This is a genomic window from Pseudomonas pichavaramensis (assembly GCF_050473265.1).
Classification (GTDB): domain Bacteria; phylum Pseudomonadota; class Gammaproteobacteria; order Pseudomonadales; family Pseudomonadaceae; genus Aquipseudomonas.
Window position 1 is genome coordinate 140,493 of sequence record NZ_JBJKFJ010000003.1, and the last position, 24,672, is coordinate 165,164.

Consider the following 24,672-nt stretch of genomic DNA (forward strand, 5'->3'; position numbering starts at 1 on the left):
TCTCAGCCGCTTGGTCGTCAGGCCAGACGTAAATGGTTGTCCCAAAGCCCGGCTGGCAGATCCAGGGCGTTGGTGACGATGCGCTCGCTGCGGCAGTCGTAGAGCCGGCAACGGCCCTGACCCGAGGTCACGACAAAGCCGTCGGCCACCGCGCCGACGCCGGCGCAGTCCGGCAGTGGCACGTCCAGGCGGACTTCGGCGCTGTCCAGATCCCAGATGAAGAAGCGGTTGCCACGCGGCGCCGTCATCGCCAGCAGGCGCAGGTCGTCATGGATCGCCACGCTGGCGGTGTACTGATTCATCATCATGCGTTGTGGCTCGCCCAGCGGGAATGCCTGGAACGGCTGACCAGGGCGCTTGACTGCCAGCAGCGGCACCTGGTCGTGCATGTCGCCCATGTATTGCTGACCGCTGATCACGGTGCCGTCACGAGCCACGGCCAGATGGCGGATGCTGTTCTGCTGATCGGCCAGCTTTTCCTGGCTGACCAGGCTGCCGTCACGTCGCATCAGCACCAGGCTGGCGTCCATGGCGTCGAGGTTCATCTCCACGCGGCTTTCCGCTTCGGTGCGAATGCCACCGTTGGCCACGACCAGCGTCTCGCCATCCGGCATCCATAGCAGTTGATGGGGGCCTACGCCGTGGGTGCTGTGCTCGCCGCTACGTTCGAGCCGTTCGCCGTTCAGACGATACACGCCGAGTACGCCGCGTCCTGGCTGCGTGGTGTCGTTCTCGGTGGCATACAGCCATTCGCCACCCTTATGAAACACCGCGTGGCCGTTGTAGTGACGTCCTTCGGGGGCGCGCAGGGTATGCAGCAGGCGGCCGTCGCGGGTGTCGATCAGGTAGCTCTCGGTGCTCGGCCTGCGGCCGACGAACAAGGCCATCGGCAGGCTCGGGTGCGGCACCACATCGTGGCAGCGCTCGGGCACAGCCGTGGCGAAGGCTCGTTGGCCATCGAGGTGGTAGCCCACCGCGTAGTGCTTGCCATCGGCATCGTCGCGAGCCGAAAGCACCAGGGGCTGCCCGGACGGGCCGAACAGGGTCCAGCTACCGAATGCGCCTGCAGCGGCCAGGCTGGCTGCGACTGCACCGAGGCCGAGGAAGGTTCTGCGCTGCATGTTCAGTCTCCGTCGTGGGCATTGAAACCGATCTGCACACCCAGCGCCTTGGCCAGCTCGCCTTCCTGCAGACGATGCAGGCGGTTGAGGCTGTCATACAGTTCGTTCAGGCTGGCGCGGCCGGCGTCGTCGGCCAGCAGTTCACCCAATGGACGCTCCAGGGCGGCAAGGCGCTGGCGGGTTTCCTGATAGGCGGCATCGATACGCTGCGCCAGTTCACTCTGGTCATCGCCAAGCAGTGACTGGATGCCGTCGCGGTTGCTGCCGTGCCAGAGCAGTTCGGCGCTGGCCAGGGCTGCACCCAGGTTGGCCAGGCTGGCGCTGCTGCGCCAGGCTTCGGCCTGGTAAGGCTGTGGGATGCCCTTGGTCTGCCGGCCCATCGGCGCGCCCAGTTTCTTCTTCAGCCCATCCAGGGCGCTGACCTGTACCCGCAGCAATTCGGCAATGGCCTCGTTGGCGTCGGCGTAACGGTCGTTGGGAAAGGTTTTCAGTTGCTCGGCCATGCCCGGCTTGGCTTGCCATTCGCCGACGATTTCGGCCGCCAGGTCCTGCTGGTGCGAGCCGATCGCCTGCATCAGCGGGCAGTAGCGTGCTTTCTGCTCTGCCTGGGTGAGGTCCAGGTCGGGGTCGAAAAGGATGTATTCATAGGCTGTCAGGCCCTGAACCACCACGCTGGCATTGTTCAGGTCCTCTGGAGCCAGCTGTGGCTTGTCCTTGAGCAGGGCTTCGACCTGGCGCTTGACCAGGTTCTTCTTGTCCGGCCAGAACTGGATCTGCCAGGCGCGGTTGCCCTCGGCCAGCGGGCCGACGAGCAGGGGCTGCAAGCCTGCCCAGGCACTCTGCGCCCCGAGAAAGGCCTGACGGGCGGCGGTAAGGTCGGCACTGCCGTCACAGAATGCAGCGGCACTGGCAGCGAGTTGGCGATCGGTTTCCTGCCAGCTGCTGTAGGCAGGGAGCAGCACGCCGTCGGTCAGTGCGGCGCTGACCTTGGCTTTAGGGTCCTGCTGGCCACAGCCGACCAGGGTCAGGCCGAGCAGGGAGGCGATCAGGGTTTTGTGCAACATCGCAGGCTCCTTTAGAGAGAATTGAGAAAGGCGAGCAAGGCTGCTCGCTCATCGGCATCGAACTGCAACACATGCTGCTTGGCCGCTTCGGCTTCGCCACCGTGCCAGAGAATGGCTTCCAGCAGATTGCGTGCGCGTCCGTCGTGCAGCAATTGTGTATGACCGTTGACCGCTTCTGTCAGGCCAATGCCCCACAGCGGCGGTGTACGCCATTCGCGGCCACTGGCGAGAAACTCTTCGCGGCCATCGGCCAGCCCCTCGCCCATGTCGTGCAGCAGCATATCCGTATAGGGACGGATCAACTGGTTGGCCAGCTCCGGCTCCGCGGTATCTGCCGCGGTGGTGAAACTCGGGGTATGGCACTGCTGGCAACCGGCCTGGTGGAACAGGCTTTTACCCTTGAGTACTTCGGGTGCATCGACGTCACGCCGCGCCGGCACGCCAAGGTTACGACTGTAGAACAGTACGCTGGCGAGAATGTTGTCGCTGACTTCCGGCTCGCCGCCGTGCGGTGCCGCCAGGCAGTCAGCTTGCACTGTTGTGCAGTTGTCATGAGGGATCAGCGAGCTGGTCAGGCCCATGTCATTGGCGAAGGCATCCGCGTTCTGCTGGTTGAGGCTGGGTTGGCCGGCTTTCCAGCCAAAACGGCCAAGCACGCTGCGCTGTTGCTGGCGGTCCCAGACCTGATTGGGGCGGCCGGAAATACCATCGCCATCGGCATCGTCGGGGTCGGCGCCGGCCAGTATGTCGGCCTCGGAGATGGCTTCGAGCAGGCCCAGGCCGATCATCGGCGGGGCGATCCGGGCCGAGAAGCGGGTGTCCGGATGCATGGGGCCATATCCCAACTGGCTGATTTCCAGCTGCGGTTTGCGCAGTTCAATCCGGGTGCCATCGGCGAAGCTCACCGGCACGCTGCTGTAGCGCACCCGTACTTTGCCCTCGGGGGCGACGCCGGGGTTGGCCATGTCCTGCAACTGCGTGCCGTAGGTCGGCTCGGCGACCACGCCCTGGCGTTGCAACTGTTCGGCGTGTTGCGCGCCAGCTGGGAGCGATAGGCGCACCAGCATCGAGGCGGCGCTGAGCGCATCCGCAGCCGGGGGATGACCGCGACCATCTTTTATGTGGCAGTTCTGGCAGGCGTTGGTGTTGAACAGCGGGCCCAGACCGTCACGCGCGGTGGTGGTGGCGGGAGCCGTGACCCAGGGGTTACGGAAGAAGCTGTTGCCGACCGAAAAGTCCAGGCGTCGGCTCGGTGCCAGGTTGGCGGCGGGCTGGGAAAAGGCGTTGTGATCGAACTTGCGCACGGTGGCAGCGCCAGCCGACAGCGCCTCGCCCGGTTCTGCCTCGGTAAAGTTCGGTTGCTGCTCACACGCGATCAGGGTCAGGGCCATGAGTGGTAGCAGGCAGCGCTGGAGCGGCGACATCTGTAGAACTATCCGGGCGAGTGGGAAAAGGGCGCCAAGATTAGCAGGCTAACGGAATTTAAATAAGATCAATTAGCGTTAGCTGCGCGCGACCAGCGGTCGCGGAGTGTTCGGGATGATGACGTTCTTCAGTCGTTGGCTCTGGCCACTTGGATAAACCACTTTGGCTGCATGGCGGTCAAATCGGTCCGCACGTTGGCGGGCAGATAACTGGCCGAGTCCAGCACGTGTATCTGACCGGCCAAACGTTCGAATACCACCCAGTGCCAGAAGTCGCGGCCATTTTCCTGGTGATGCTTGATGGCCAGCAATGCCAGATCCGGCAAGTCTTCCCACGAGGCGAAGGGTGTTTCGCTAGTTTCCACCTTCGCCCCACCGCTTGCCAGCAGGCGCCGCACGTACTGGGTATCGGACCACAGCACTTGATCTTCGGCATGAATCCCCATGGCGTTGGCGGTCGCCTTCATCTCGGCGTAGGTCTTGCCAAGAATGTTGGCGGCTGCTGCGATGCCGCAGCCGCTGACTTCCTCCTGTATCACGCAGTTGGGCACGTGCTCGGCGAGATTGGCCTGAGGCACCCAGCCTGACTCGGCGGCGCCTTCGCGCGTGCACCAGAGCCAGCCGTTGAGACGGCGCGAAGCGATCAGCCGTTCGCCGATCTGCACGTCGAGTTCGCGGGCCGTGTAGGTCTCGCCGACCGCCAGTGTTGCGTCCTCGGCAAAGGAGATCGGGTTGGGAAACTCGCTGGTGTGGGCGCGGGTGACGATAAACAGTCGTGGGGTCATATGCTTCCTGCCTGGGCGCTCCGTGGCGTTCGGGGCAACAGAGTATCGGCAGGTGTGTTACCGGAGAAGAGGACGGCACTTGAGCGCGACGCCGATGCAGCGAACCGCCGGCCTTATACAGGCAGGCGCAAGTCGCTTTTGCCATATCAAGTCCTTTCTTGCCGAGCCGATAATGTCTCTGAGGATTCGTCATCGCCTGTGCGTCTGGTGAATCCACTACCCCCGAGGACTCATCGAATGAATATCAAACAGAAGCTGACTTGTGCGTTTGCCGCGATCGCGTGCCTCCCGATTCTGCTGGTGGCCGCGGTGGTGATATACAAGGAGCGAGTCCAGGCCGAGGCCGATTTCCTCGACGGCAGTTCGCGCGAGATACGCCAGGTCGACAATGCGATGAGCCTGTTCTTCAAGGGCATCACCGAGAACGTGGATTACCTGGCGAGCCTGCCGCAAATGACCGCGGCCCCGACCTTGAAGAACTATTCCTCGGCGGACGCCGCAAGCATCCCGCTGCCGGCAACCAATCAGGAGCTGGAAAGCATTTTCGATCGCTTCGCCAAATCCCACCCGACCACGGCCTATCTGTCCTACGGGCGAGTGGACGGCGGCTATGCCATCTGGCCGAGCGATCCGGGGTTGAAGAGCTACGACCCGCGCGTGCGCCCCTGGTACAAGACCGCCATCGCGGCGCCGGGGCAAACGCAGCGTACCGCCGCCTATTATTGGGCGCCGGACGACGCAGTGCTGGTTGGGACCGTGCGTACCGTCAATGATCCGCAGGGGGCGGTAGTCGGTGTAGTTGGCCTGGACGTTTCGCTGAAGCAACTCACCGATCTGGTCAAGCAGATCAAGATCGGTCAGACCGGCTATCTGATGCTGGTGGAGGGCAGCGGGAATGTTCTGGTCGATCCGCAGAACGCTGAGCACAATTTCAAGTCTCTCGCCGATCTGGGCGGTGACTACGCCAGGATGGACGGCGCCGACGGCTTGCTGGAAGTCGAACTCAACGGTACCCGTTACATGGCCAACATCTGGTCGTCGCCGACACTGGGCTGGCACTTCATCGGCCTGATCGAGCATGACGAAGTCATGGCCGAGGCCAGCGCGCTGGCCTGGCAGATCGGCGTGATCGCTCTGCTGCTCGCGATTGTCTTCGCCATTGTCGGCAGCGTCTTCGCCAAGCTTATCGTCGACCCGATCCGCAGCGTCGCCAGTGGCCTGGAGGGCATAGCTCAGGGCGAAGGGGACCTCACCCGCAGCCTGAATGTGCAAGGCAAGGATGAAACGGCGTTGCTCGCACGCTGGTTCAACCAGTTCCTCGGCACGATCCGCCAGCTCGTGCAACGCATCATCGAAGCCTCTGCAGCCCTGCGCCAGACTTCCGAGGACTCGACCCGTGTCGCGCATGACATGAACGATGTGGCCGAGCGTCAGCGCGGCGCGGTAGAGATGGTGTCCACGGCGTTCAACGAGATGGTCGCCACCGCCAATGAGGTCGCGCGTTCATGCAGCGAGGCGGCGACGTCTGCCGACGATGGCCAGCGCCAAGTGCATACCGGCCAGGCGCAGATCGAAGATGCCACCGACAGCGTCTCGCGCCTGAGTGACAACCTCAAGCAATCCGCCCTGGCGCTGCAGGCCCTGGAGCAGGACAGCCAGAACATCAACGCGATCCTAGGCACCATCCGCTCGATCGCCGAGCAAACCAACCTGCTGGCGCTCAACGCAGCCATTGAGGCCGCGCGGGCCGGCGATCAGGGGCGCGGTTTTGCGGTTGTGGCCGACGAAGTGCGTGCGCTGGCGCAGCGTACTGCCGATTCCACCGGCGAGATCGACAGCCTGCTGGGCGGCCTGGCCCGCCGCACGCAGGAAGTCACCCGGCAGATGCAGAGCAGCTTGGAGATGTCGCAGGCCAGCGTTGAGCGCATCAGTCTGGCCAGCAACAGCTTCGAGCAAATTCGCGGGGCGGTGGACCACATCCGTGACCAGAACACGCAGATCGCTACGGCGGCCGAGGAGCAGCATCAGGTTGCCGAGGAGATCAATCGCCATATCGCGCAGATTCAGAACGATGCGCTGCTGGTGGAAAACCTCGCGCAGTCGGCGCATCGTGATTCGCAGGAGCTTGCGCAGCTGTCCGAGCAGCTGCACGGGCTGGTGGGACGTTTCCGCGCCTAGCCGATAGTTTTTCAACGGACTGTAGGCCTTTCTCGGGCGTCGCATGATCTGTGCGGCGCCTGAGGTCATACAGTCTTCTGAGCAAGAATGTTCAAGACCTGCCCTGGAGCCCTTGGCTAAGCTCGTCTGCCCAAGGAGGTTCCATGTCCCGTCAACAAGAGTTCACCCAGGGCGCCCGCGATATGCTGCCGATGCTGCTCGGCGCCATTCCTTTCGGCATCATCTTCGGTAGCCTGGCAGGCGCCGCCGGGCTCGATCCCTGGCAGGCGCAGGGTATGTCCCTGCTGGTCTTCGCAGGCTCGGCGCAGTTCATCGCCATCAGCTTGCTGACCGGCGGTGCCGGTATTGCCGTGGTGCTGATGACGACCTTCGTGGTCAATTTGCGTCACGCCCTCTACAGCGCCAGCATGCAGCCCCATGTACGCCACCTGCCCAAGCGCTGGCGCATGCCGTTGGCCTTCTGGCTGACCGACGAGGCCTACGCGGTGGTGGTGCAGCGCTATGCGCGAGGTGATGAGGGCGCCTATCGCCACTGGTATTTTCTCGGTGCTGCGTTGGCCATGTACTGCAACTGGCAGCTGTGCACCCTGGTGGGTGTGCTGTTTGGCCAGGCAATTCCCAATATCGGTGCCTGGGGCCTGGACTTCGCCATGCTGGCGACCTTCATCGGTATCGTTGTGCCGATGCTGCGTAATCAGCCGCAGGTTGCGGCGGCGCTGGTCGCGGCTGGCGTCGCCTTGGCGTGCCATGCACTGCCCTACAAACTCGGGTTGATGGCCGCTGCGGCCAGCGGCATCGTGGTCGGCGTATGGCTGGAGCGGCGCAGGCCGATGCTGCAGGAGGAGCTGGTCTGATGGATATCTGGTTGCTGATCCTGGGCATGCTGGCGATTACCTTCGCTACCCGCTACAGCCTGTTCGCCTTTCCCGATTTACGTTTCCCGCCCCTGATTCGCCAAGGGCTGCATTACGTGCCGACGGCGGTGCTGACGGCCATCGTGGTGCCCGGCATGTTGTTACCCGATGGGCAGCACTGGGCGCTGAGCTGGAACAACGCGTACCTGCTGGCTGGATTGGCGGCTATCGGCATTGCCGCTGTCAGCCGTCACCTGCTGGCGACCATCGGTGGTGGTTTGCTGGTGTTCTTCCTGCTGCGTTGGGCGTTCGGGCAGTTGCCGCTTTGAGTGGGTGAAGGGGGTAACGGGAGCCGAGAAGTAAGTACGGGGTACCGGTGGACAAGTGTCGCGTTGTCCACCCTACGAGACTTGTTGGTGTCGTGGTGGTCAACGAGGATAACGGCGGCTTTGCGTAGGGTGCGCCATGCGCACCAGGCCAGCACCGCGGTATTCCTGGCGCGCAGTTGGAAACCGCTACACCAACGTGCTGACCTTCAGCTCGCGCTGGCTCAGGCGCAGGTATTGCTCGTTGGCCTTGAGCAGCAGTGCCTGATCATCGACGCTCAGGTCCTCGTGCTCGCGCCCCTCGGCCTGGCTGCGGTACAGACTCTCGCCGGGCCGGCGCCGCAGGCACTGATAGCGTTGCTGGCGCGATTCCACCTTGAGGCTGAGCATGTCGACGTAGGCGACATGCATATCGTCGCTCTGCCCGGTCTCCAGGGCGCTGCGTTGCAGTGCCGGGGTATGGGTGAAGGGCGAGGCCGACAACATCACGTGCTGACACTGTTCCAGGTCCGGGCGATGCTCGCCGTTGAGTAGCCAGCGACCGCGCAGATCACGTTGCAGGCAGACGCTGCGCTGACCGTGGTTGTCGACCTTCAGCCAGAGGCGGCGGAAGCGCCAGCGCGTATCGCAATCGATCAGGTAATTGGCAACGAGGCTGTTGCCCTTGATGACCTGCATGAGATGGCTGGTCGCGTGGATGCCATTGTCATCCTGACTCAGGCGTAGGGTTTCCACACCAGTGTTATGCCAGGGTTTCCATACCAGGGTCTGCTGCATCGAACGACTCCATGCCGAACGCGAAACAGGAGGGAGGGGCGGCTGCGCGCAGAACACATTCCCTCGTGTTCCTTGATTTGTTATGGCACGCAGCATAAAGCGATAGCAATGTGATGTCTGTCAGCTTTTGCCGACAATTGCGCAGGTTTTTGCGCTACAGGTTCAGGCTTTCTGGCTGAGCGGTTGCCGCTCGAACTTCACGCCTTCCAGGCCGTGTTCCATAAGCGCACGAATGTTGCCGTGGTCAGTGCCTTGTGGCGTGGCAAGCACGCTGCGGTAGTGTTCGCCGAAGGCGCGTAGCGCTTCTTCATCGCTAAAACCTTCCAGCAGGGCCAAGCCAAGCGTCTTGCAGGAGCCTTCGTTCTGCCCGGCGGCGTTTTCCACCTCGCCATTGCGAAAGGCGCTGGGCTGATAGTCGTAGTGCTCGGCGACGAAGGCCAGGGTTTCGCTGAAGGCAAAATCGTCCTGCTGCAGGCGGCTGCGCAGAGCGCTGAGTGCGGTCATCAGTGTTTTCCTTTTTCGAATGCGGCCTTCTGCTCGGCCGATGCTTCTTTCTGGTACTTGGCTTTCCAGTCGGCGTACGGCATGCCGTAGACCGTCTCGCGGGCCTGATCGGTGTCGACCTCGACGCCCATATCATCGGCAGCGGCCTTGTACCATTTGGACAGGCAATTGCGGCAGAAGCCGGCCAGGTTCATCAGGTCGATGTTCTGCACGTCAGGGCGAGTGCGCAGGTGTTGCACCAGGGCGCGAAAGGTTGCGGCTTCCAGTTCCAGACGTTCTTGCTCGGTCATGGTGGGCTCTCCGGTGGTAGATGGCGGCGATGATAAGAGCCACGCCGGAGAGCGGCAAGCCGCTGTCAGCGATGGCTGGCGAGGGTGATGGACACCGATTCGGCGAAGCGCAGGGCGTGGGGTTTGTCCACTTCCACTTCGGCGTAGCGTACGGCCTGGTGGGTCATGACCAGATCGAGGATCTCCTGGGTCAGGCGTTCGAGCAGGGCGAAACGGTTGCCTTCGACGTGGGCGATGATGGCCTTGGTGATGGTGCGGTAGTTCAGTGCATGGTCGATGTCGTTGACTTCCACGGCATCGACAGCCGGGTAGAGAATGGTCAGGTTGATCAACACGTCCTGCTTGTTGTTGATCTCTTCTTCCTTGATGCCGATGTAGGTGCGCAGGCGCAGGTCCTTGACGCGGATGCGCGCCATTCCGGGTTCCAGTCGCGGCATTAGTTGCTCCGTCCGATCAATTGCAGGAATTCGTGACGAGTGTTGCAGGACTCGCGGAATGCGCCAAGCATTACCGAGCTGCTCATCACCGAGTTCTGCTTCTCCACGCCGCGCATCATCATGCACATGTGTTTGGCCTCGATCACCACGGCTACGCCTGCGGCGTTGGTTACCCGCTGTATGGCATCGGCGATCTGCTTGGTTAGGTTTTCCTGAATCTGCAGGCGCCGCGCATACATGTCGACGATGCGCGCCACCTTGGACAGGCCCAGCACCTTGCCGGTAGGGATGTAGGCCACATGCGCCTTGCCGATGAAGGGCAGCAGGTGGTGTTCGCACAGCGAGTACAGCTCGATGTCCTTGACGATCACCATCTCGTCGTTGTCCGACTCGAACAGCGCGCCATTGACGATTTCTTCCAGGGATTGCTGATAACCATGGCAAAGGTACTGCATGGCCTTGGCGGCGCGCTTGGGCGTGTCGAGCAGGCCTTCGCGTTCGGGGTTCTCGCCGAGACCCTTGAGAATCTCGCGGTAGTGCTGGGAAAGGGGTTCGCTCATGGCAGTGTCCTGAGTGGGCGCCTCACTTGAGGTGGCGGCCACCGTTGAGGGTAAGGGTGGTTCCGGTCAGGTAGGGGTTGTCGAGCAGGTGGCGCAGGCTCTGGTAGAAGGCCTGTGGCCCGGGTTCGATGCCCAGTGCCGATTTCGCCAGGGCCTTGGTGCGATAGGCATCGTCATCGTCTTGGTTGAACATCAGCAGTGCCGGGGCGATACCGTTGACCTTAATGCGTGGCGCCAGACGCGCGGCGAACGACAGGGTCAGGCTCTCCAGCCCGGCCTTGCTGGCGCAGTAAGCCGGGCGATTGGCGCTGCCCTTGCGCACCACATCATCACTGACGTGAACGATATCGGCCTGCTCGGAGCGCAGCAGCAACTCGCTGCAATGCAGGTTGATCAGGTAGGGCGCCAGCATGTGTACGTTGAACAGTTGGCGGAAGGCTTCGGCTTCTGTACCAGGCGACTCGGTCAGCCATTGCGACGCGTTGTGCACGATGGCGCGAAGCCCCGGGCACTGTGTCTTGAGCGTTGCGATGAAGGCGAGAATGCCGACTTCGTCACTGAAATCGGCCTGGATCGCCAGCGCTCCTTGCTCGCGTAGCCGCGCGATGCTGTCGCGTTCCTGACGATAGCTGATGACCACTGGCTGACCTTCTTCGAGTAAGCGCTCGGCGCAGTAAAGGCCGACGCGTTGACCAGCACCGGTGATCAGAATGGGAAGAGAGGCAGCGCTCATGTGTGGCTCACACGAAAGGGACGAAGGCTTGGCTGTACCGCCCTTGGGTACCTGACCAATGGCAGGCGGTACTCACCAAGCCAGAGTCAAAGCTATACCAGAGATAGTGGTTGTACAACCATGCTGAGTATGTGGTTTTAGAAAGTGATCCCATCGGATTGCCTATTTTGCTGACTTTTAAGACTTTTCCATTAGGGAGTGATGAGATTTATTTTGTACTTTATTTGTACGATTTGGTCGTTTTGTATAGGTATTGGTGGTGTGTGCGCGCACAGAGAAACCGGCCAGCGCAAGGCTGGCCAGTGATTGAAATGGCTGGGATCAGGATTTGCCGGCGCTGACGGCGCGTCTGCTCGGGCTTGCCGAGTGCGTACCTTGTAGCCAGGGTTCGAGCAGGCGAGTCGAGAGCGGAATGAACAGATAGGTCATCAGCGGCGTCAGGGCCAGTGTCGACAGCAGGATGCGAGTCACCAGTGACAGATCTGCCAGCCAGGGGCCGAATAGCAGGTTGAAGGCCAGAGAGACCGGAAAGAAGGCCAGCCAGATGGCCACGCTCTGTTTCCAGCGCGGGGGCTGGCGATGGCTGTTGCCGAACCAGGCGTCGAGGCCGACGGCACGTTTCTCGTGGGGTTGGGCGAACAGGCCGGCACCGCGAGCCAGCCAGGCCTGACGCGAGGCCGAGTGTTCCCAGGAGGCCATGGTCTGCTCGTCGCTGAAGCGGAACACGATCTGGAATTCGTCATCACCAGCGGGTGGTGCGAGCACGCCGGAACCAAGATAGCCGGGGAAGTCCGTAGCCAGATGTTCGCCTTCACGCAGCCAGGCGATGAAGTCGTGATAACGACCATTGGCGACGCGGCGCGCCACCATGAGGGTAACAGGGGACATTGTGTATCTCCTCGAATGTTGCCACAGCCGGGTAGGGCCTCAGGCGCTATCGAGCACGGGGTGCTGTGCTCGATGAAAAATACAGCAAGGATTATTCCGTTTTTGCACGAATTTGCCTGCCCCCGGAATCATGGGGCTACGCCTGACTCGCGCGACTTAGCGGGTGCTTCGGTTGCACCATGGCGGGGCAGTCTCCTTCGAATATGAACGCAGGGCTGGCACTCGTTTTCGCACTCCTTGATCTGCAACGATGCTCAGCCAAGCCCGGATGAAATCCGGAAAGATCGGGCGGCATACCAAACCGCCCCGGATTTCATCCGGGCTACAGAGCTGCTCCGGTGCTGCCCGATTAGCCCGCTTGGAGCTCGTTACTAATCAGGTCGCGCTTTGATGCACTCACCTCACCGACCGGGTTGTGCGCGACTTGGTGTTGTACATGCTTTGCACAATGTCAGTCTGGTATTGCTGAGTTACAATGCCTGCCTACAAATTGCTGCGATGCCCGAAGCCATGTCAGAACTCGCCGGTGTCACATCACTTGCGTCCAATGCGCTGAAGCAGGAAGAGCTGTTCCCCATTCGCGAAGTATCGCGCCTGACCGGCGTCAACCCGGTCACTCTGCGCGCCTGGGAGCGGCGTTATGGTCTGATCCAGCCGACTCGTACCGACAGCGGGCACCGTCTTTACTCTCAGGCCGATATCGATGCCGTGCGCAGCATCCTCGCCTGGATCGAGCGAGGCGTAGCGGTCAGCAAGGTCGGCTCGATACTGGCCAAGAGCGCCACCAGTCGCAGCGCGCCGACTCCCGCTTATGACGAGGTCAGTAGCGACGACTGGAGCCAGTGGCAGGCGCAGTTGCGCAGCGCCCTGCAACACTTCGATGAGTCTCGCGTTGAGCGCCTGTACGGCCAGATCTTCTCCTGTTACCCATTACCCGTGGTGTTTCAGGGCATTCTGATGCCCCTGTGGCAGGAGCTGTTGCTGCGTCAGGACGATGTGGGGCAGCGCAGCGAGTGGCTGATGCTCGATGCCTTTCTGCGCGGTCGCTGCTGGCAGCGTTTGCAACTGGGGCGTGACGAATCGCGGCAGCGAGTACTGCTGTCTGCGCTGCCTAATCATTGTCGGGAATTGGAGTTGCTGGTCGCGGCGCTGCTGCTCGGCAGTCACGATATCGATGTAACGGTGATGGGGCCGGGCACGCCGATTACCGATCTGGCGCTGGTCTGTGAGCGAATGCAACCGCAGGCACTGGTGATTTTCAGCAATCAGCCACCAGGCGAGGAGTTTCCGCGACAGCTCACGCGGCTGGCGTTGGGCTTGGAATGCCCGGTAGCGCTGGCGGGTGATAGTGCCGATCTGGCCGAGGAGAGTCTGGCTGGGTCGCCCATTGCCTGTCTGGGTAGCGAAGGGCGACTGATGCAGCGTCGCCTCCAGCAATTTCTCGCCGGTCACCTCGATACCTGATCGATGGTATTTCCGCTGTGTCAGCCGATGGCTTCGGCTTGCCGCTGGCGTTCACTGTGCTGTTCGAAGAGATACTGCCGGAGCATCTGCTCGTCCTCTGCGTGCAGTGGCTGCAGGCTGTAGGCGTAGTGCTTGCGGTCGACACGCCGGGCCAGGCGTGCGCGCAACTGAACACGGCGTTCGGCCGACAAGATCAGCTGCAGTAGCTGGTCCTTGGCAGGTGCGCTGGCCTTGCCGCAGCGCACCAGCATGCCGTTATTGGAAAGTTCCACTGCTACCAGCCCGCTGGGCTGTTCATCGCAGTCCAGCAGCACAAGCGGGGTAGGCAGTTCCAGGCGCCAGGGACGTTCGCTTGAGCCCTGCTCGAAGATCAGCGGCGCTCCCAGTTCCAGTCGCGATTCGTTGCTGCCGTCCTGAATGAGGTAGAGCGGAAAGCTCAGATGCTCATGCTCGCTATGGGTGTCGAGACTCAGTTGCTGTGCGCCGCTCACATGGCTGAGCAGTTCACTCAGTTGCTCGCCTATGGCCAGTCGCGAAGCAGCTCCGCGGCTGGGTTTGCGCAGGGGTTTGAACAGGAGTTCTTGGATAAAATCCAACTCGTCCTGGGTCAGTAGCGGAGAGCTTTGCATGGCACGACACTGCAAGGAGGGCAAACTCATCCGACTGTGCCGGCGAAGGATAGTTTTATCCGTTCGTCAGCTTTTCAGGCGCGCCAGCTCCGCCTTGAGCTCAGCCACCTCGCTTTCCAGTTCACGCACCCGTTGTTGGGCTTCCACCTGCTCGGTAACGTCCTTCTGGATGCCGATGTAGTAGGTCAGCTGATCGCCTTCATTGAGCACGGGCGTGATCGACAGCTCGTTCCAGAAGGCGCTGCCGTCCTTGCGATAGTTACGGATGATCTGGCGGCAGGGCTTCTGCGACTTCACCGCTTCGCGAATGGCCTGCAAGCCGATCTGAGCACGGTCGTTACCCTGCAGGAAGCGGCAATCCTGATAGAGGATGTCGTCGACCGGGTAACCGGTCAGGCGCTCGAATGCGGCGTTGGCGTAGATGAGGATGTTGTCATCGCCCTCCTGCTCGGCCACCACGATTCCATCGTTGGAGGCATCGACTACCAGTTGCAGCAGCTTGGCATTGATCATCGGCTCGATTCCGCAAGGATTGTGCACAGCATTCTAAAACATCGGGTCATGCTGTCTACTTGCGGCATAATGCGCGACGTTTTTCCTGTTTCCGGAGTTGTCATGAAAGTCGCTATTGTCTCGGGTTCGGTCTACGGCACGGCAGAGGAGGTCGCCCGCCATGCCGAGCGTCAGCTCAAGGCTGCCGGCCTGGAGGCCTGGTACAAGGCGAACATGAGCCTCGATGAGTTACTGGCTTTTGCCCCTGACGCATTGCTTGCCGTTACCTCTACCACCGGCATGGGTGAGCTGCCGGACAACCTGCTGCCGCTGTACAGCGAGCTGCGTGATCGCCTGCCAGCCATGAGCGGCAGGCCTGCTGCGGTACTGGCGCTGGGCGACTCCAGTTACGACACCTTTTGCGGTGGCGGTGAGCTGATGCGTGAGCTGTACGCCGAGCTGGGCTTGCGTGAGGTGGTGGAGATGCTTCGTCTGGACTCCAGCGAGACGGTCACCCCCGAGAGTGACGCCGAACCCTGGCTGCAAGCTTTCGCGGCGGCGCTCAAGGCCTGATCTGCGCCATCGGCAGCGCCCATTCGCTTGGCCCATAGCGGCTCCTCCCGGGGCCACTGCGGCGCATGCCCGAGCGAGTCGGGCGGGCCGATAACAGCGGCGAATATCTCCTTATCGCGTCACGGCCGGCCAGCGTCGTGACCCACAAAGCCATCAACCTGGCTGCCAGGGCAACTCCCGCCAGGCAAACGGCTGGCTAGACTGCGGACACCACCGACCAACAAGAACATCGAGGTGACCGCCGTGAATGCTCCGCTGAAACTCCCCGCCGTGAAAAATCAGGTATCCGAAGCCGAATGGCGTACGCGCGTCGACCTCGCTGCCTGCTATCGCCTGATCGCGCTGTATGGCTGGGATGACCTGATCTTCACCCATATCTCGGCCAAGGTGCCGGGCACCGAGGATTTCCTCATCAACCCCTATGGGCTGATGTTTCACGAAATCACTGCCTCGAGCCTGGTCAAGGTCGATCTGGCCGGTAGCAAACTGATGGACAGCCCGTTCGACATCAATCCGGCCGGCTACACCATCCACAGTGCGGTGCATGAGGTGCGCCACGATGTTGGCTGCGTGCTGCACATCCATACGCCGGCGGGTATCGCTGTGTCGGCGCAGAAGCAGGGCCTGTTGCCGCTGTCGCAGCAGTCGCTGTTCGTCCTCGCCAGTCTGGCCTATCACGGTTATGAAGGTGTGGCGCTGAACCATGACGAGAAGGCGCGGCTGCAGGCTGATCTGGGCGACAAAAACTTCATGATCCTGCCCAACCATGGCTTGCTCACCGCCTTCGGCAGCATCGCCGATGCCTTCCTGGGCATGTTCACCCTGCAGCGCGCCTGCGAGATTCAGGTCATGGCGCAGGGTGCTGGCACCGAGCTGATTCATATCCCGCAGCAGATTCTCGACGGGGCCCGGGCAATGATCGCCGGAGTGATGAAGACGCAGCAGGGTATGGGTGGTGCGCTGCCCTGGCCGGCACTGTTGCGCAAACTGGATCAGCAGATGCCGGGCTACGACCAGTGAGCGAGTTGCCTGGTATCGATCTGGAGCACTGGCAGGCGCAAGGCCGGACGCTAAATTTCGGCGGGCAGTCGATACGCTATTGGCTGGCGGGGGAGTTGGATGCCGAGCCGCTGTTGCTGATCCACGGTTTCCCGACCGCCAGTTGGGACTGGCATCGCCTGTGGGCGCCGCTGGCCCAGCGTTACCGGTTGATAGCCTGCGACATGCTCGGCTTTGGCTACTCGGCCAAGCCGCGTGGCCATGCTTACAGCCTGCTGGAGCAGGCTGACCTGCAGCAGGCATTGCTGGTGCAGGTTGGCGAGCATCGGCCTGTGCATGTGCTGGCGCATGACTATGGTGACAGCGTGGCGCAGGAGCTGATCGCCCGCCATCAGGAGGGGCGTCTGCAGCTGGCCAGCTGCGTGTTCCTCAATGGTGGGATGTTCCCTGAGACGCATCATCCGGTACGCGTGCAGAAGCTGCTGCTCGGGCCCCTAGGGCCGCTGATTGGTCGACTGTTCTCTCGCAGAAAACTGGAGCGAAGCTTCGCCCGGATCTTCGGTCCGCACACCCAGGCGAGCGCCGCCGAGCTGGATGCACTGTGGCAGTTGATCGAGTACAACAATGGCCCGGCTGTGATGCATCGTCTGATTCGCTACATGCCTGAACGGCGTGAGCAGCGTCAACGCTGGGTCGCGGCAATGCAGGCGACGAGTGTGCCAATGAGAGTCATCGACGGCGCCTTCGACCCCATCTCCGGGGCGCACATGGTTGCGCGCTACCGGGAACTGATCGCCCATGCCGACAGCGTTCTGCTCGACGGCATTGGCCACTATCCGCAACTCGAAGCGCCGGCCGCGGTGCTCGAGCATTATTTACAGTTTCGCGCCGTAGGGAGCCCACATGCGTAGACGCACCTTCCTGCAAGGCGCCGCGGTAACCTCGGTTGCTGTGCTCGGCGCGGGGTACTGGGCATTACCTGTTGCTCCGCGGCCGGCCGTGGTCAGCCTGGATGGCGCTCGTCAGGTTCTGGATGCGCTGCATGGCAAGACCTTGCTCAGCATTCGGGGCTGGAGTCCGGGCGAAGTGTTCAACCACTGTGCGCAGAGCATCGAGTATTCCATGGACGGTTATCCCGAGCTCAAGCCCGCCTGGTTTCGGCACAGCATCGGGCCTGCCGCTTTCGCAGTGTTCAGCGCGCGCGGCGCGATGCGCCATCCGCTGCACGAAGCCATTCCCGGTGCGGCCATGCTCACTGAGCCGGCGACCACGGCGCTCGCCCTGCAGCGCTTGCAAGCGGCGTTTGAGCGTTTCGCCAGTCATCGCGGGGAGCTGCGACCGCACTTCGCTTATGGTGTGCTGGACCACGGCGAATACGCTCAAGCGCATGTGTTGCATCTATACGACCATCTGAGCCTGATCCGTCAGGCCTGAGCGCCAGGGCAGGCTGGTGCTCAGCTTCTGCGACGTTAATTTTTATCGAACCTCGGGCATGGGGGGCACTCATTAACTGTGTCACCCACAGAAAAAGTCGAGGTCAATCATGAACAAGACACTATCTGCGTTGCTGCTTGGAGGGTTGCTCAGCACCCTGACGTTGCCGGCACTGGCCAACTCTGACACTGACTCCGGTAGCCCGATGCCTGGGCCCACCACGCCGACCACACCAGGGGAGCCGGTACCGGGCCCGCAGGACGATGACGACGATCCGCAAACGCCAGCTGTGCCAACGGCAGGGCCTTCCAAAGACGGCAACCCCGGTAGTGGCGGTGGTTCCGGCGCAGGCACCGGCTCTGGTAACGGAAACGGTAGCGATGGCAATGGTTCGGGATCTGGCTCTGGTTCCGGGTCGGGCTCCGGCTCGGGTAATTAACGGCGCATAAGGTCGTATTATCGACAGTCATTCAGCGGCCCTGTGCGCCTTGTGAAGCGTGTGGGGCTGCCTGACACTCGGGATATTCACAACCTGCCCGAGGAAACCAGCCGATGAGCGACGCCGTTCGTTTCGAAGATCAAGTAGTCATAGTCACCGGCGCAGGTGGCGGTCTTGGCCGTGCCCATGCGCTGCTGTTCGCTCGCCACGGCGCCAAGGTGGTGGTCAATGATCTGGGCGGTAGTACCCATGGTGAAGGGGCCAATGCCTCGGCTGCCGACAAGGTGGTTGAAGAAATTCGCGCCTTCGGTGGTAGCGCGGTGGCCAACCATGACTCGGTCACTGACGGCGACAAGATCGTGCAGACTGCGCTGGATGCCTTCGGCCGTATCGACGTGCTGGTCAACAATGCCGGCATCCTGCGTGACAAGAGCTTCCATAAGATGGATGACGCCGACTGGGACCTGGTCTACAAGGTCCACGTCGAAGGCGCCTACAAGACCACCCGTGCCGCCTGGCCGCACTTGCGCGAGCAGAACTTCGGCCGCGTGATCTTCACTTCGTCCACCTCGGGCATCTACGGCAACTTCGGTCAGAGCAACTACGGCATGGCCAAACTCGGCCTCTATGGGCTGACCCGCACCCTGGCCATCGAAGGGCGCAAGAACAACATCCTGATCAACGCCATCGCACCGACCGGTGCCACGCGCATGACCGAAGGGCTGATCCCGCCGCAGGTGTTTGAGCAGCTGGGGCCCGAGTTGGTCAGCCCATTGGTGGTCTACCTCGGCAGCACTGCCTGTCAGGACACCGGCGGTCTCTACGAAGTGGGCGGCGGCTGGGTCGGTAAGGTGCGCTGGGAACGTAGCCTGGGCGTTGGTTTCGACCCCAGGTCCGGCTTCAGCCCTGACGACGTTGCCGCGCAGTGGCAGCGCATCTGCGATTTCGAAGGGGCTGCTCATCCGGCGGACAACGTTGAGGCGCTCAAGGAGATGATGGCGAACCTGCAGAAGTACGCACTCTGAAGTGATATCCACACGTACACAGGGCCGACAGTGATGTCGGCCTTTTTCGTTACTGTGGCGACGCTCGTCAGGCAGCAAACGCTGATGGCCGCACTTTCGTCGGGGGCGGCATGTGTGCGACGAGGGCTAATCTGAGCGCATGACCATTAGAAGGAATCACCGATGCGCTGTGTGCTGTCGTTGCTGCTCATCGTCCTGCTGGCAGCTTGCTCCACGCCGGGGGCTTTCTTCGGTGCTGTCGAGGGAAAAGCATTCGAACCCCATACGCTCAGCGATGAAAACAATGCGCTGGTTTACCTCTATCGTCCGCGCAACGACTGGGCCGATCAGGAGCTTGAGGCTCCGGGGCTGTTTCTCGACAACCAGTTGATCGGCAGCCTGCCGAGCAATGGCTACCTGGCCTTCGAGTTCGAGGCGGCCAACTACAAGCTGGAGATGCGCCGGCCGCTGGCGGGTAGCTTCTGGACGCTATTGGCCGACGGCCCACTGGATTTCACCTTGATTTCCAGCTTTACCCTGGATGCCGCGGTTGGCGGCACCTACTACCTGCGTTACGACGAGGAAGGCCCGCCGCCGCAGGACGGGGAGCCGCAAAGTAGCGGTGATGGCCCCCTGCAACTGGTGTCGGCGGCATTGGCACAGCGCGAACTGGCAGCAACCCGCCAGATGCAAGCGCTGACCCGCATCGCGGCCAGCAATCAGGACGCGGAGCGGCCACAGCGTGGTTTCTGGCGATCGATTGGTGAAGCGCTGGACAAGGTAGGTATTTGATCGCGTTGGGAGTAGTAACCGGTTGTTACCTGTCGGAAGCTTTAGGGGCGAATAATGGTTTCGTTCCACCTACCTTCAGGAGACGATCATGGCTGCCAAGAAAATTCTCATGCTGGTCGGCGACTATGCCGAGGACTACGAAACCATGGTGCCGTTCCAGGCGCTGCAGATGGTTGGCCACACAGTGCATGCGGTGTGTCCGGGCAAAGTCGCCGGGCAGACGGTGCGCACCGCCATTCATGATTTCGAGGGCGATCAGACTTACAGCGAGAAGCCTGGGCACAACTTCGCTCTCAATCATGACTTCGACAAGGTAAAGGCCGATGATTACGACGCGCTGCTGGTGCCAGGTGGCCGCGCGCCCGAATACCTGCGCCTGAACGCCGATGTCATCGCCCTGGTCAAGGCGTTCGCCGTAGCCGACAAACCCATCGCCGCCGTTTGTCATGGTGCGCAGTTGCTGGCGGCGGCCGGCATGCTGGAGGGACGGGAATGCAGCGCCTATCCTGCTTGTGCACCTGAAGTGGCACTGGCCGGTGGCACCTATGTGGACATTCCGGTTGATCAGGCCCATGTGCAGGGCAAGCTGGTCACCGCGCCGGCCTGGCCCGCGCATCCAGCCTGGCTGGCGGCGTTTCTCAAGGTGCTCGGTACGGAAATTCGCCTGTAATCGACAGTTGGATGTGATCCGGGGCGCACATAGGGCTGCGCCACCGGCTTGCATCCGGGCTGCGCACCACGGTGCAACACCCATCTTTCAGGAGCAGCGCTGATGTGCGAACTCTATGTAAAAGCCGACCCCATCCTTTACGAGTCGCGCTCACGCTCGCTGCGCATTCGTGGTGTGGTGACCACGTTGCGTCTGGAGAACCAGTTCTGGGATATCTTGCGCGAGATCGCCGAAGTGGATGGCATGACCACCAATCAGCTCATCAGCAAACTCTATGAAGAGGTCATGGACCTGCGCGGTGAAGTGGTCAACTTCGCTTCTTTCCTGCGCGTCAGCTGCACCCGCTACCTGGCTCAGAAGGCCGGGCGTCAGGTGCCGCTGCGGGTCGTGAATACCGGCGCCTGAATCACTGATACATCCAGAAATTCGGATGTTGCTCCACTTGGGGTTCGGCTGGTTGCTGGATAGGACGGGGCTGCTGGAAGAAACGCTTGATCAGGCTCATGGATTTGGCTCCTGTGTGATGTGACGAACAGGTGGCCATGATCGGCGTGGCACCGTCATTGATGAACTGGATTGTATCTATCCTGCTGATTGGCAATGGCTATTCATGCCTGGCATGGTGTTCAGGTACCGCGCCTTGGCAGATAGACACTGACCTGCAGACCGCCGAGTTTCGAATCTTCCAGGTTGATGCTGCCCTGGTGCAGCTCCACCACGCGCTGGACGATGGACAAACCAAGCCCGGCGCCCTGACCCTCGCCGACACGGAAGAAGCGTTCGAACAGGCGCTCGCGCAGTTCCGCCGGCACGCCGGGACCACTGTCCTGTACCTGCAGCACCACTGCCTGCGCCGAGGCCAGCAGTTGGACCTGGATGCTGCCGCCGATCGGTGTGTACTGCACCGCGTTGCTCACCAGATTCTGCAACAGAATGCCCAGGCTGGGCGCGTCGGCGATAAGTTCGTAATCGCCGCCTTCGTCTGCCTCCAGTACCAGCTCCTGCTGACGGTTCAAGGCCAACGGAATGAGCTCGGCGAGTTCGTCGCGCAGAAATGTAAGCAGGTTGAGCTCACCCATGCTCAGGCGCACGCTGTTGGGGTCCAGGCGTGCCAGCGTCAGGAGTTGGGCGACCACCCGAGTGGCGCGATCGACGCCGCCACCCAGCTGGCGTAAGGCTTCGTCACGATCATTGCTATCTGCCGCTTCCAGGGCGTTCTGCGCGTGGATACGCAGCACCGCCAGCGGCGTGCGCAGTTCGTGAGCAGCGTCGGCGATAAAGCGTTTTTCCTGATCGAGCAGCTGGTTGACCTGTAGCAGCAGGCGGTTGAGCGCAGCAGCCATCGGCTCAAGCTCATTGGGCAGCGGTGGAAAGACCAGTGGCGAGAGGTTGTCCGGTGCACGTCGGCGAATGGCGTCGGCCATACGCTGCAGCGGGCTCAGGCCCCAGCCGACTGCCAGCCACAGCAGCAGCCCGACCAGCGGCAGGCCGATCAGCAGCGGTTGCAGGCTGCGCTGGGCAATCTTGTCGATCAGCTCGCCGCGCACATCCTCGCGCTCGCCGGCCAGTACCCAGTGGTTGTCGCGGCTGTCATGCAGGACGAACACGCGCCAGCGATGCTCGCCGGTGTTCAGGGTGTGATAGCCGATCAGGTAACGCGCCAGCTGCGCCAGGCGCTCGCGCATCGGTTGCTGGTCATTGGGCAGGGCCAGGCCGAGTTGCTCGATCATGTCGTTGAGCAGGCCGGGCGGTGCACTGGCGGACTGAAACAGAAGCTCGCCGTCGTCGTCGAGCATCTGGAAGGCCAGTTTGCCCTCGTATTCGTGGCCGAACAGGTTGTCCGGGTTGCGCGCGCTTTGCAGCAGCAGGGCCTCGTCGAGCACCGCCTGCATTTCGCGGCGGCCGCTTTCATCGAGGTCATGGCGCACCAGGCCCATCAGCAAGCGCGCGGTCTGCGACAGCTGGGCATCGAACAGCTCACGCACCTCATGTACGGAGTCGTTGTAGATCTTGTGGCTGATCAGGCCGAAGCTGGCAGCCAGCATCAGTAGCAACAGAACCAGCAGGCGGGTGCGGATGGAGCCGAGGGTTTTCAACAACCTCATTTGTCCACCAGATAGCCGACGCCGCGTACCGTGCGGATCAGCTCCGGGAAGAACTTCTTGCGCAGGTGGTGCACATGCACTTCCAGAGCGTTGCTTTCCACTTCCTCATCCCAGCCGTACAGCGCTTGCTGCAGCTTGTCGCGAGTCAGTACGCGACCGGGCTGAATCAGCAGTTCGTGCAGCAGGAGGAACTCCTTGCGCGGCAGATTCACGCTCTGGCCCTGGTACTCGACCATCTGGCTGGCGGGGTCGAGGCGCACACCGCGATATTCCAGCGCTGGCTGTGGGCGCTGGAAGCTGCGCCGCAGCAGGGCACGCAGACGCGCCTTGAGTTCGGCAACGTCGAAGGGTTTGACCAGATAGTCGTCGGCACCGGCATCGAGTCCGGCGATGCGGTCGCTGGTGGCGTCGCGTGCCGTGAGCACCAGCACGGGCACCGGGTTGGCCGCGGCGCGCAGGTGCTTGAGCACCTGCAGGCCGTCCATGCGCGGCAGGCCAAGGTCGAGGACGACCAGCTCGAAGCTTTCGTGGCTCAGGGCATGCAGGGCGCTGGCGCCGTCCTGCAGCCAGTCCACGGTGTAGCCCTCAGGTTTCAGCGCGGTACGAATGCCTTCGCCCAGGGCCGGGTCGTCTTCGACGAGAAGAATGCGCATGGCAGCTCCTGCAAGTGGGTTACTTGAGTTTACTCTCGACTTGCAGCAAAAGCGCCCGAGCTTCGGCACGACGGCCCTTGTCGGCCAGTTCGCGGCCGGGGCGGTCTGCGGCGGCCAGGGATTTTTCCAGCGCCGCACGGGCCTCTTCGTAACGTTTCTTGCGCTGCAGGTAGTCGCCGTAGAAGTAGTTCGGGTCGATGCCGTCCGGATTGATGGCCAGCGCCTGCTTGAGCAGCTTCTCGGCTTCATCATCATCACCGAAGCCAAGCGGCCAGCCAGGAACTTGGTAATAGAGGCTGCCGAGGCTGGTGTAGGCCGAACCGGCCAATGCTTGCGGGTCGATGGCCAGCGCTTGTTCCAGGCTGGATTTGGCTTCCTTTACCAGGCCGAGGGCGCCAAGCCCGCCCTTGGCGCCAGCCTGGGTGCTGAGGATGATGCCGCGCCAGATCAGCAGTTCGGGCGCATCGGGTTCGCTGGTCAGGGCTGCATCGGCCTGAGTGACCAGTTTGCCGAAGGCCTCTTCGCGTTGTTTTTCCGGGGTCTGGTAGTTGATTTCGGCCCAGCGCGTCTGCAACTGGTGCAGCTGCGCCTGGCCGTTGTCGCTGAGGGCGAAGGCGGGCAGGCTGGCGAAGCCGAGCGCGGCGATGAGCAGGGTACGAAGCGGTTGCATGGCAGAAGTCCTCAGTGCTTGTGACGGGCAAAGCGTTGGATGATCGGCAGTTGCTTGCGCAGGGCCTGGTCGACCACGCGCGGCAGCAGGCCGTTGAGGCGCACGAACAGGCGCTCCGGCCAGCCCAGGTAACGTTCTTCCTGCTCGCGGCGTATGGCCTGCAGCAGCTCGTCGGCGACCTGCTGCGGATCGTCCATGGCCACCCCCAGTTCGTCGTTCATGGCCACCACGCTCGGCACGTTCATCGCCGTGCGGGTGGCGCGCGGAGCGAAGTACAGGACGCCGACGTTGGTGTCGGCCAGCTCGCGGCGCAGCGCCTCGGAGAAGCCGCGAATGGCGAACTTGCTCGCGCAGTAGGCGGCGAAACCGGGGTAGCCGATGGTGCCGAAGGTGGAGCCGAGGTTGATCAGCAGGGCGCGGCGTTGCGCGCGCAGGATCGGCAGCAGGCGCTGGGTCAGCTGCAGCGTCGCGGTGACGTTGAGGCCGATCAGCTCGGCCAGTTCCTGTTCGTTCTGCTGTTCGAGCAGGGCGAAGCGGTTGACCCCGGCGGCGTTGATCAGGCAGTTGAGGCCGCCGAAGTTCTGCGCCGCGGCCACCAGCGTATCGCGTCCGGCGTGGCTGCTGATGTCGGCCTGCACCAGCTGGATCTGCTGCGGATAGCGCTGGGCCAGCCCTTGCAGCGGCTCCAGGCGGCGCCCGGCGAGCAGCAGGTGGGCGCCTTCGCTGGCCAGACGCTCGGCCAGGGCCAGGCCGATGCCACCACTGGCACCGGTGAGCAGGGCACGGCAGTCGGTGGGTTGCATGGGC

Annotated in this window: 30 protein-coding genes and 1 pseudogene; 14 read left to right on the forward strand and 17 right to left on the reverse strand. The window is 62.3% G+C overall.

The genetic code is table 11. The annotated features are described in order from the left end of the window. Positions 1-17: 17 nt before the first annotated feature. The 4 genes from ACJRW5_RS06380 to ACJRW5_RS06395 form a co-directional block, all read right to left on the reverse strand. Complete coding sequence (locus tag ACJRW5_RS06380) at positions 18-1,121, reverse strand: DUF1513 domain-containing protein (protein ID WP_484569693.1); 1,104 nt, start codon at positions 1,119-1,121, stop codon at positions 18-20. Positions 1,122-1,123: 2 nt separating this feature from the next. Further along, positions 1,124-2,185, reverse strand: a complete 1,062-nt coding sequence (locus tag ACJRW5_RS06385) for an imelysin family protein (protein ID WP_484569694.1) — start codon at positions 2,183-2,185, stop codon at positions 1,124-1,126. Between the two features lie 11 nt (positions 2,186-2,196). Beyond that, positions 2,197-3,609 carry a di-heme oxidoreductase family protein gene (locus ACJRW5_RS06390; protein ID WP_484569695.1) on the reverse strand — a complete coding sequence of 471 codons (1,413 nt, stop codon included), beginning with the start codon at positions 3,607-3,609 and terminating at the stop codon, positions 2,197-2,199. Between the two features lie 128 nt (positions 3,610-3,737). Further along, entirely contained in the window at positions 3,738-4,394 is a 657-nt protein-coding gene (locus ACJRW5_RS06395) for a YbhB/YbcL family Raf kinase inhibitor-like protein (protein WP_484569696.1), read from the reverse strand. A 237-nt stretch (positions 4,395-4,631) separates the two neighbouring features. Between ACJRW5_RS06395 and ACJRW5_RS06400 the strand changes: the two are divergent. From ACJRW5_RS06400 to ACJRW5_RS06415, 4 genes and pseudogenes are all read left to right on the forward strand, one after another. Then, a pseudogene (locus ACJRW5_RS06400) lies at positions 4,632-5,717 on the forward strand (cache domain-containing sensor histidine kinase); the annotation flags it as partial. Between the two features lie 126 nt (positions 5,718-5,843). Further along, complete coding sequence (locus tag ACJRW5_RS06405; RefSeq protein WP_484569928.1) at positions 5,844-6,572, forward strand: methyl-accepting chemotaxis protein; 729 nt, start codon at positions 5,844-5,846, stop codon at positions 6,570-6,572. Between the two features lie 143 nt (positions 6,573-6,715). Beyond that, positions 6,716-7,426 carry an AzlC family ABC transporter permease gene (locus tag ACJRW5_RS06410; RefSeq protein ID WP_484569697.1) on the forward strand — a complete coding sequence of 237 codons (711 nt, stop codon included), beginning with the start codon at positions 6,716-6,718 and terminating at the stop codon, positions 7,424-7,426. After that, positions 7,426-7,755 (forward strand): AzlD domain-containing protein, encoded by a 330-nt coding sequence (locus tag ACJRW5_RS06415; RefSeq protein ID WP_484569698.1) that lies wholly within the window; start codon positions 7,426-7,428, stop codon positions 7,753-7,755. The genes ACJRW5_RS06410 and ACJRW5_RS06415 overlap by 1 nt, the downstream gene beginning before the upstream one ends. Positions 7,756-7,941: 186 nt before the next feature. On the opposite strand, the gene ACJRW5_RS06420 is transcribed toward ACJRW5_RS06415, so the two are convergent. The 7 genes from ACJRW5_RS06420 to ACJRW5_RS06450 form a co-directional block, all read right to left on the reverse strand. Further along, on the reverse strand, positions 7,942-8,529 hold the full coding sequence (locus ACJRW5_RS06420) for a putative glycolipid-binding domain-containing protein (RefSeq protein WP_484569699.1): 588 nt from the start codon (positions 8,527-8,529) through the stop codon (positions 7,942-7,944). A gap of 162 nt (positions 8,530-8,691) precedes the next feature. Continuing rightward, positions 8,692-9,033 (reverse strand): HopJ type III effector protein, encoded by a 342-nt coding sequence (locus ACJRW5_RS06425; protein WP_484569700.1) that lies wholly within the window; start codon positions 9,031-9,033, stop codon positions 8,692-8,694. Next, positions 9,033-9,323, reverse strand: coding sequence for a DUF1244 domain-containing protein (locus ACJRW5_RS06430; RefSeq protein ID WP_484569701.1), 291 nt, complete (start codon positions 9,321-9,323; stop codon positions 9,033-9,035). The genes ACJRW5_RS06425 and ACJRW5_RS06430 overlap by 1 nt, the downstream gene beginning before the upstream one ends. A 65-nt stretch (positions 9,324-9,388) precedes the next feature. Then, a complete protein-coding gene (gene folX / locus ACJRW5_RS06435) occupies positions 9,389-9,760 on the reverse strand; it encodes a dihydroneopterin triphosphate 2'-epimerase (RefSeq protein ID WP_484569702.1) in 372 nt (123 codons plus the stop codon). Next, positions 9,760-10,320 carry a GTP cyclohydrolase I FolE gene (gene folE / locus ACJRW5_RS06440; RefSeq protein WP_484569703.1) on the reverse strand — a complete coding sequence of 187 codons (561 nt, stop codon included), beginning with the start codon at positions 10,318-10,320 and terminating at the stop codon, positions 9,760-9,762. Before folE ends, folX begins: the two co-directional genes overlap by 1 nt. 22 nt (positions 10,321-10,342) lie before the next feature. After that, a complete protein-coding gene (folM, locus tag ACJRW5_RS06445; protein WP_484569704.1) occupies positions 10,343-11,053 on the reverse strand; it encodes a dihydromonapterin reductase in 711 nt (236 codons plus the stop codon). 321 nt (positions 11,054-11,374) lie between these two features. Continuing rightward, on the reverse strand, positions 11,375-11,941 hold the full coding sequence (locus ACJRW5_RS06450; protein ID WP_484569705.1) for an antibiotic biosynthesis monooxygenase: 567 nt from the start codon (positions 11,939-11,941) through the stop codon (positions 11,375-11,377). 510 nt (positions 11,942-12,451) lie between these two features. On the opposite strand from ACJRW5_RS06450, the gene ACJRW5_RS06455 reads away from it, so the two are divergent. Next, entirely contained in the window at positions 12,452-13,405 is a 954-nt protein-coding gene (locus ACJRW5_RS06455) for a MerR family transcriptional regulator (RefSeq protein WP_484569706.1), read from the forward strand. A 20-nt stretch (positions 13,406-13,425) separates the two neighbouring features. On the opposite strand, the gene ACJRW5_RS06460 is transcribed toward ACJRW5_RS06455, so the two are convergent. Then, positions 13,426-14,034 carry a PilZ domain-containing protein gene (locus ACJRW5_RS06460; protein ID WP_484569707.1) on the reverse strand — a complete coding sequence of 203 codons (609 nt, stop codon included), beginning with the start codon at positions 14,032-14,034 and terminating at the stop codon, positions 13,426-13,428. A 66-nt stretch (positions 14,035-14,100) separates the two neighbouring features. Next, positions 14,101-14,547 (reverse strand): PAS domain-containing protein, encoded by a 447-nt coding sequence (locus tag ACJRW5_RS06465; RefSeq protein WP_484569708.1) that lies wholly within the window; start codon positions 14,545-14,547, stop codon positions 14,101-14,103. 102 nt (positions 14,548-14,649) lie between these two features. Between ACJRW5_RS06465 and ACJRW5_RS06470 the strand changes: the two genes are divergently transcribed. From ACJRW5_RS06470 to ACJRW5_RS06510, 9 genes are all read left to right on the forward strand, one after another. Then, complete coding sequence (locus tag ACJRW5_RS06470) at positions 14,650-15,099, forward strand: flavodoxin (RefSeq protein WP_484569709.1); 450 nt, start codon at positions 14,650-14,652, stop codon at positions 15,097-15,099. A 243-nt stretch (positions 15,100-15,342) separates the two neighbouring features. Further along, positions 15,343-16,119: a class II aldolase/adducin family protein gene (locus ACJRW5_RS06475; protein ID WP_371923158.1), complete on the forward strand. Its 777-nt coding sequence runs from the start codon at positions 15,343-15,345 to the stop codon at positions 16,117-16,119. Next, positions 16,116-17,009, forward strand: coding sequence for an alpha/beta fold hydrolase (locus ACJRW5_RS06480; RefSeq protein ID WP_484569710.1), 894 nt, complete (start codon positions 16,116-16,118; stop codon positions 17,007-17,009). Before ACJRW5_RS06475 ends, ACJRW5_RS06480 begins: the two co-directional genes overlap by 4 nt. After that, positions 17,002-17,532 (forward strand): DUF1569 domain-containing protein, encoded by a 531-nt coding sequence (locus ACJRW5_RS06485; protein ID WP_484569711.1) that lies wholly within the window; start codon positions 17,002-17,004, stop codon positions 17,530-17,532. The genes ACJRW5_RS06480 and ACJRW5_RS06485 overlap by 8 nt, the downstream gene beginning before the upstream one ends. Positions 17,533-17,641: 109 nt before the next feature. Continuing rightward, entirely contained in the window at positions 17,642-17,971 is a 330-nt protein-coding gene (locus ACJRW5_RS06490) for a hypothetical protein (RefSeq protein ID WP_484569712.1), read from the forward strand. Positions 17,972-18,084: 113 nt separating this feature from the next. Then, on the forward strand, positions 18,085-18,996 hold the full coding sequence (locus ACJRW5_RS06495) for an SDR family oxidoreductase (RefSeq protein ID WP_484569713.1): 912 nt from the start codon (positions 18,085-18,087) through the stop codon (positions 18,994-18,996). Between the two features lie 162 nt (positions 18,997-19,158). Next, on the forward strand, positions 19,159-19,767 hold the full coding sequence (locus tag ACJRW5_RS06500; protein ID WP_484569714.1) for a DUF2846 domain-containing protein: 609 nt from the start codon (positions 19,159-19,161) through the stop codon (positions 19,765-19,767). Positions 19,768-19,852: 85 nt separating this feature from the next. Next, complete coding sequence (locus tag ACJRW5_RS06505) at positions 19,853-20,437, forward strand: DJ-1/PfpI family protein (protein WP_484569929.1); 585 nt, start codon at positions 19,853-19,855, stop codon at positions 20,435-20,437. 102 nt (positions 20,438-20,539) lie between these two features. Next, positions 20,540-20,842 carry a ribbon-helix-helix domain-containing protein gene (locus tag ACJRW5_RS06510; RefSeq protein WP_484569715.1) on the forward strand — a complete coding sequence of 101 codons (303 nt, stop codon included), beginning with the start codon at positions 20,540-20,542 and terminating at the stop codon, positions 20,840-20,842. Positions 20,843-21,063: 221 nt separating this feature from the next. Here ACJRW5_RS06510 and ACJRW5_RS06515 read toward each other — a convergent pair whose 3' ends face one another. Genes ACJRW5_RS06515 through ACJRW5_RS06530 form a run of 4 tightly spaced genes read right to left on the reverse strand, consistent with a single transcriptional unit; the run spans position 21,064 to position 24,668 of the window. Beyond that, positions 21,064-22,542, reverse strand: a complete 1,479-nt coding sequence (locus ACJRW5_RS06515; RefSeq protein ID WP_484569716.1) for an ATP-binding protein — start codon at positions 22,540-22,542, stop codon at positions 21,064-21,066. Then, positions 22,539-23,195 (reverse strand): response regulator transcription factor, encoded by a 657-nt coding sequence (locus ACJRW5_RS06520; RefSeq protein ID WP_484569717.1) that lies wholly within the window; start codon positions 23,193-23,195, stop codon positions 22,539-22,541. Before ACJRW5_RS06520 ends, ACJRW5_RS06515 begins: the two co-directional genes overlap by 4 nt. A 19-nt stretch (positions 23,196-23,214) precedes the next feature. After that, positions 23,215-23,865, reverse strand: a complete 651-nt coding sequence (locus tag ACJRW5_RS06525; protein WP_484569718.1) for a tetratricopeptide repeat protein — start codon at positions 23,863-23,865, stop codon at positions 23,215-23,217. Between the two features lie 11 nt (positions 23,866-23,876). Next, positions 23,877-24,668: an SDR family oxidoreductase gene (locus tag ACJRW5_RS06530; RefSeq protein WP_484569719.1), complete on the reverse strand. Its 792-nt coding sequence runs from the start codon at positions 24,666-24,668 to the stop codon at positions 23,877-23,879. Positions 24,669-24,672: the final 4 nt, after the last annotated feature.

Bases quoted from the DNA above. Each gene is read 5' to 3' on its own strand.
- ACJRW5_RS06380 (WP_484569693.1), bottom strand. From the start codon at position 1,121: ATGCAGCGCAGAACCTTCCTCGGCCTCGGTGCAGTCGCAGCCAGCCTG.
- ACJRW5_RS06385 (WP_484569694.1), bottom strand. From the start codon at position 2,185: ATGTTGCACAAAACCCTGATCGCCTCCCTGCTCGGCCTGACCCTGGTC.
- ACJRW5_RS06390 (WP_484569695.1), bottom strand. From the start codon at position 3,609: ATGTCGCCGCTCCAGCGCTGCCTGCTACCACTCATGGCCCTGACCCTG.
- ACJRW5_RS06395 (WP_484569696.1), bottom strand. From the start codon at position 4,394: ATGACCCCACGACTGTTTATCGTCACCCGCGCCCACACCAGCGAGTTT.
- ACJRW5_RS06405 (WP_484569928.1), top strand. From the start codon at position 5,844: ATGGTGTCCACGGCGTTCAACGAGATGGTCGCCACCGCCAATGAGGTC.
- ACJRW5_RS06410 (WP_484569697.1), top strand. From the start codon at position 6,716: ATGTCCCGTCAACAAGAGTTCACCCAGGGCGCCCGCGATATGCTGCCG.
- ACJRW5_RS06415 (WP_484569698.1), top strand. From the start codon at position 7,426: ATGGATATCTGGTTGCTGATCCTGGGCATGCTGGCGATTACCTTCGCT.
- ACJRW5_RS06420 (WP_484569699.1), bottom strand. From the start codon at position 8,529: ATGCAGCAGACCCTGGTATGGAAACCCTGGCATAACACTGGTGTGGAA.
- ACJRW5_RS06425 (WP_484569700.1), bottom strand. From the start codon at position 9,033: ATGACCGCACTCAGCGCTCTGCGCAGCCGCCTGCAGCAGGACGATTTT.
- ACJRW5_RS06430 (WP_484569701.1), bottom strand. From the start codon at position 9,323: ATGACCGAGCAAGAACGTCTGGAACTGGAAGCCGCAACCTTTCGCGCC.
- folX (WP_484569702.1), bottom strand. From the start codon at position 9,760: ATGCCGCGACTGGAACCCGGAATGGCGCGCATCCGCGTCAAGGACCTG.
- folE (WP_484569703.1), bottom strand. From the start codon at position 10,320: ATGAGCGAACCCCTTTCCCAGCACTACCGCGAGATTCTCAAGGGTCTC.
- folM (WP_484569704.1), bottom strand. From the start codon at position 11,053: ATGAGCGCTGCCTCTCTTCCCATTCTGATCACCGGTGCTGGTCAACGC.
- ACJRW5_RS06450 (WP_484569705.1), bottom strand. From the start codon at position 11,941: ATGTCCCCTGTTACCCTCATGGTGGCGCGCCGCGTCGCCAATGGTCGT.
- ACJRW5_RS06455 (WP_484569706.1), top strand. From the start codon at position 12,452: ATGTCAGAACTCGCCGGTGTCACATCACTTGCGTCCAATGCGCTGAAG.
- ACJRW5_RS06460 (WP_484569707.1), bottom strand. From the start codon at position 14,034: ATGCAAAGCTCTCCGCTACTGACCCAGGACGAGTTGGATTTTATCCAA.
- ACJRW5_RS06465 (WP_484569708.1), bottom strand. From the start codon at position 14,547: ATGATCAATGCCAAGCTGCTGCAACTGGTAGTCGATGCCTCCAACGAT.
- ACJRW5_RS06470 (WP_484569709.1), top strand. From the start codon at position 14,650: ATGAAAGTCGCTATTGTCTCGGGTTCGGTCTACGGCACGGCAGAGGAG.
- ACJRW5_RS06485 (WP_484569711.1), top strand. From the start codon at position 17,002: ATGCGTAGACGCACCTTCCTGCAAGGCGCCGCGGTAACCTCGGTTGCT.
- ACJRW5_RS06490 (WP_484569712.1), top strand. From the start codon at position 17,642: ATGAACAAGACACTATCTGCGTTGCTGCTTGGAGGGTTGCTCAGCACC.
- ACJRW5_RS06495 (WP_484569713.1), top strand. From the start codon at position 18,085: ATGAGCGACGCCGTTCGTTTCGAAGATCAAGTAGTCATAGTCACCGGC.
- ACJRW5_RS06500 (WP_484569714.1), top strand. From the start codon at position 19,159: ATGCGCTGTGTGCTGTCGTTGCTGCTCATCGTCCTGCTGGCAGCTTGC.
- ACJRW5_RS06510 (WP_484569715.1), top strand. From the start codon at position 20,540: ATGTGCGAACTCTATGTAAAAGCCGACCCCATCCTTTACGAGTCGCGC.
- ACJRW5_RS06515 (WP_484569716.1), bottom strand. From the start codon at position 22,542: ATGAGGTTGTTGAAAACCCTCGGCTCCATCCGCACCCGCCTGCTGGTT.
- ACJRW5_RS06520 (WP_484569717.1), bottom strand. From the start codon at position 23,195: ATGCGCATTCTTCTCGTCGAAGACGACCCGGCCCTGGGCGAAGGCATT.
- ACJRW5_RS06525 (WP_484569718.1), bottom strand. From the start codon at position 23,865: ATGCAACCGCTTCGTACCCTGCTCATCGCCGCGCTCGGCTTCGCCAGC.
- ACJRW5_RS06530 (WP_484569719.1), bottom strand. From the start codon at position 24,668: ATGCAACCCACCGACTGCCGTGCCCTGCTCACCGGTGCCAGTGGTGGC.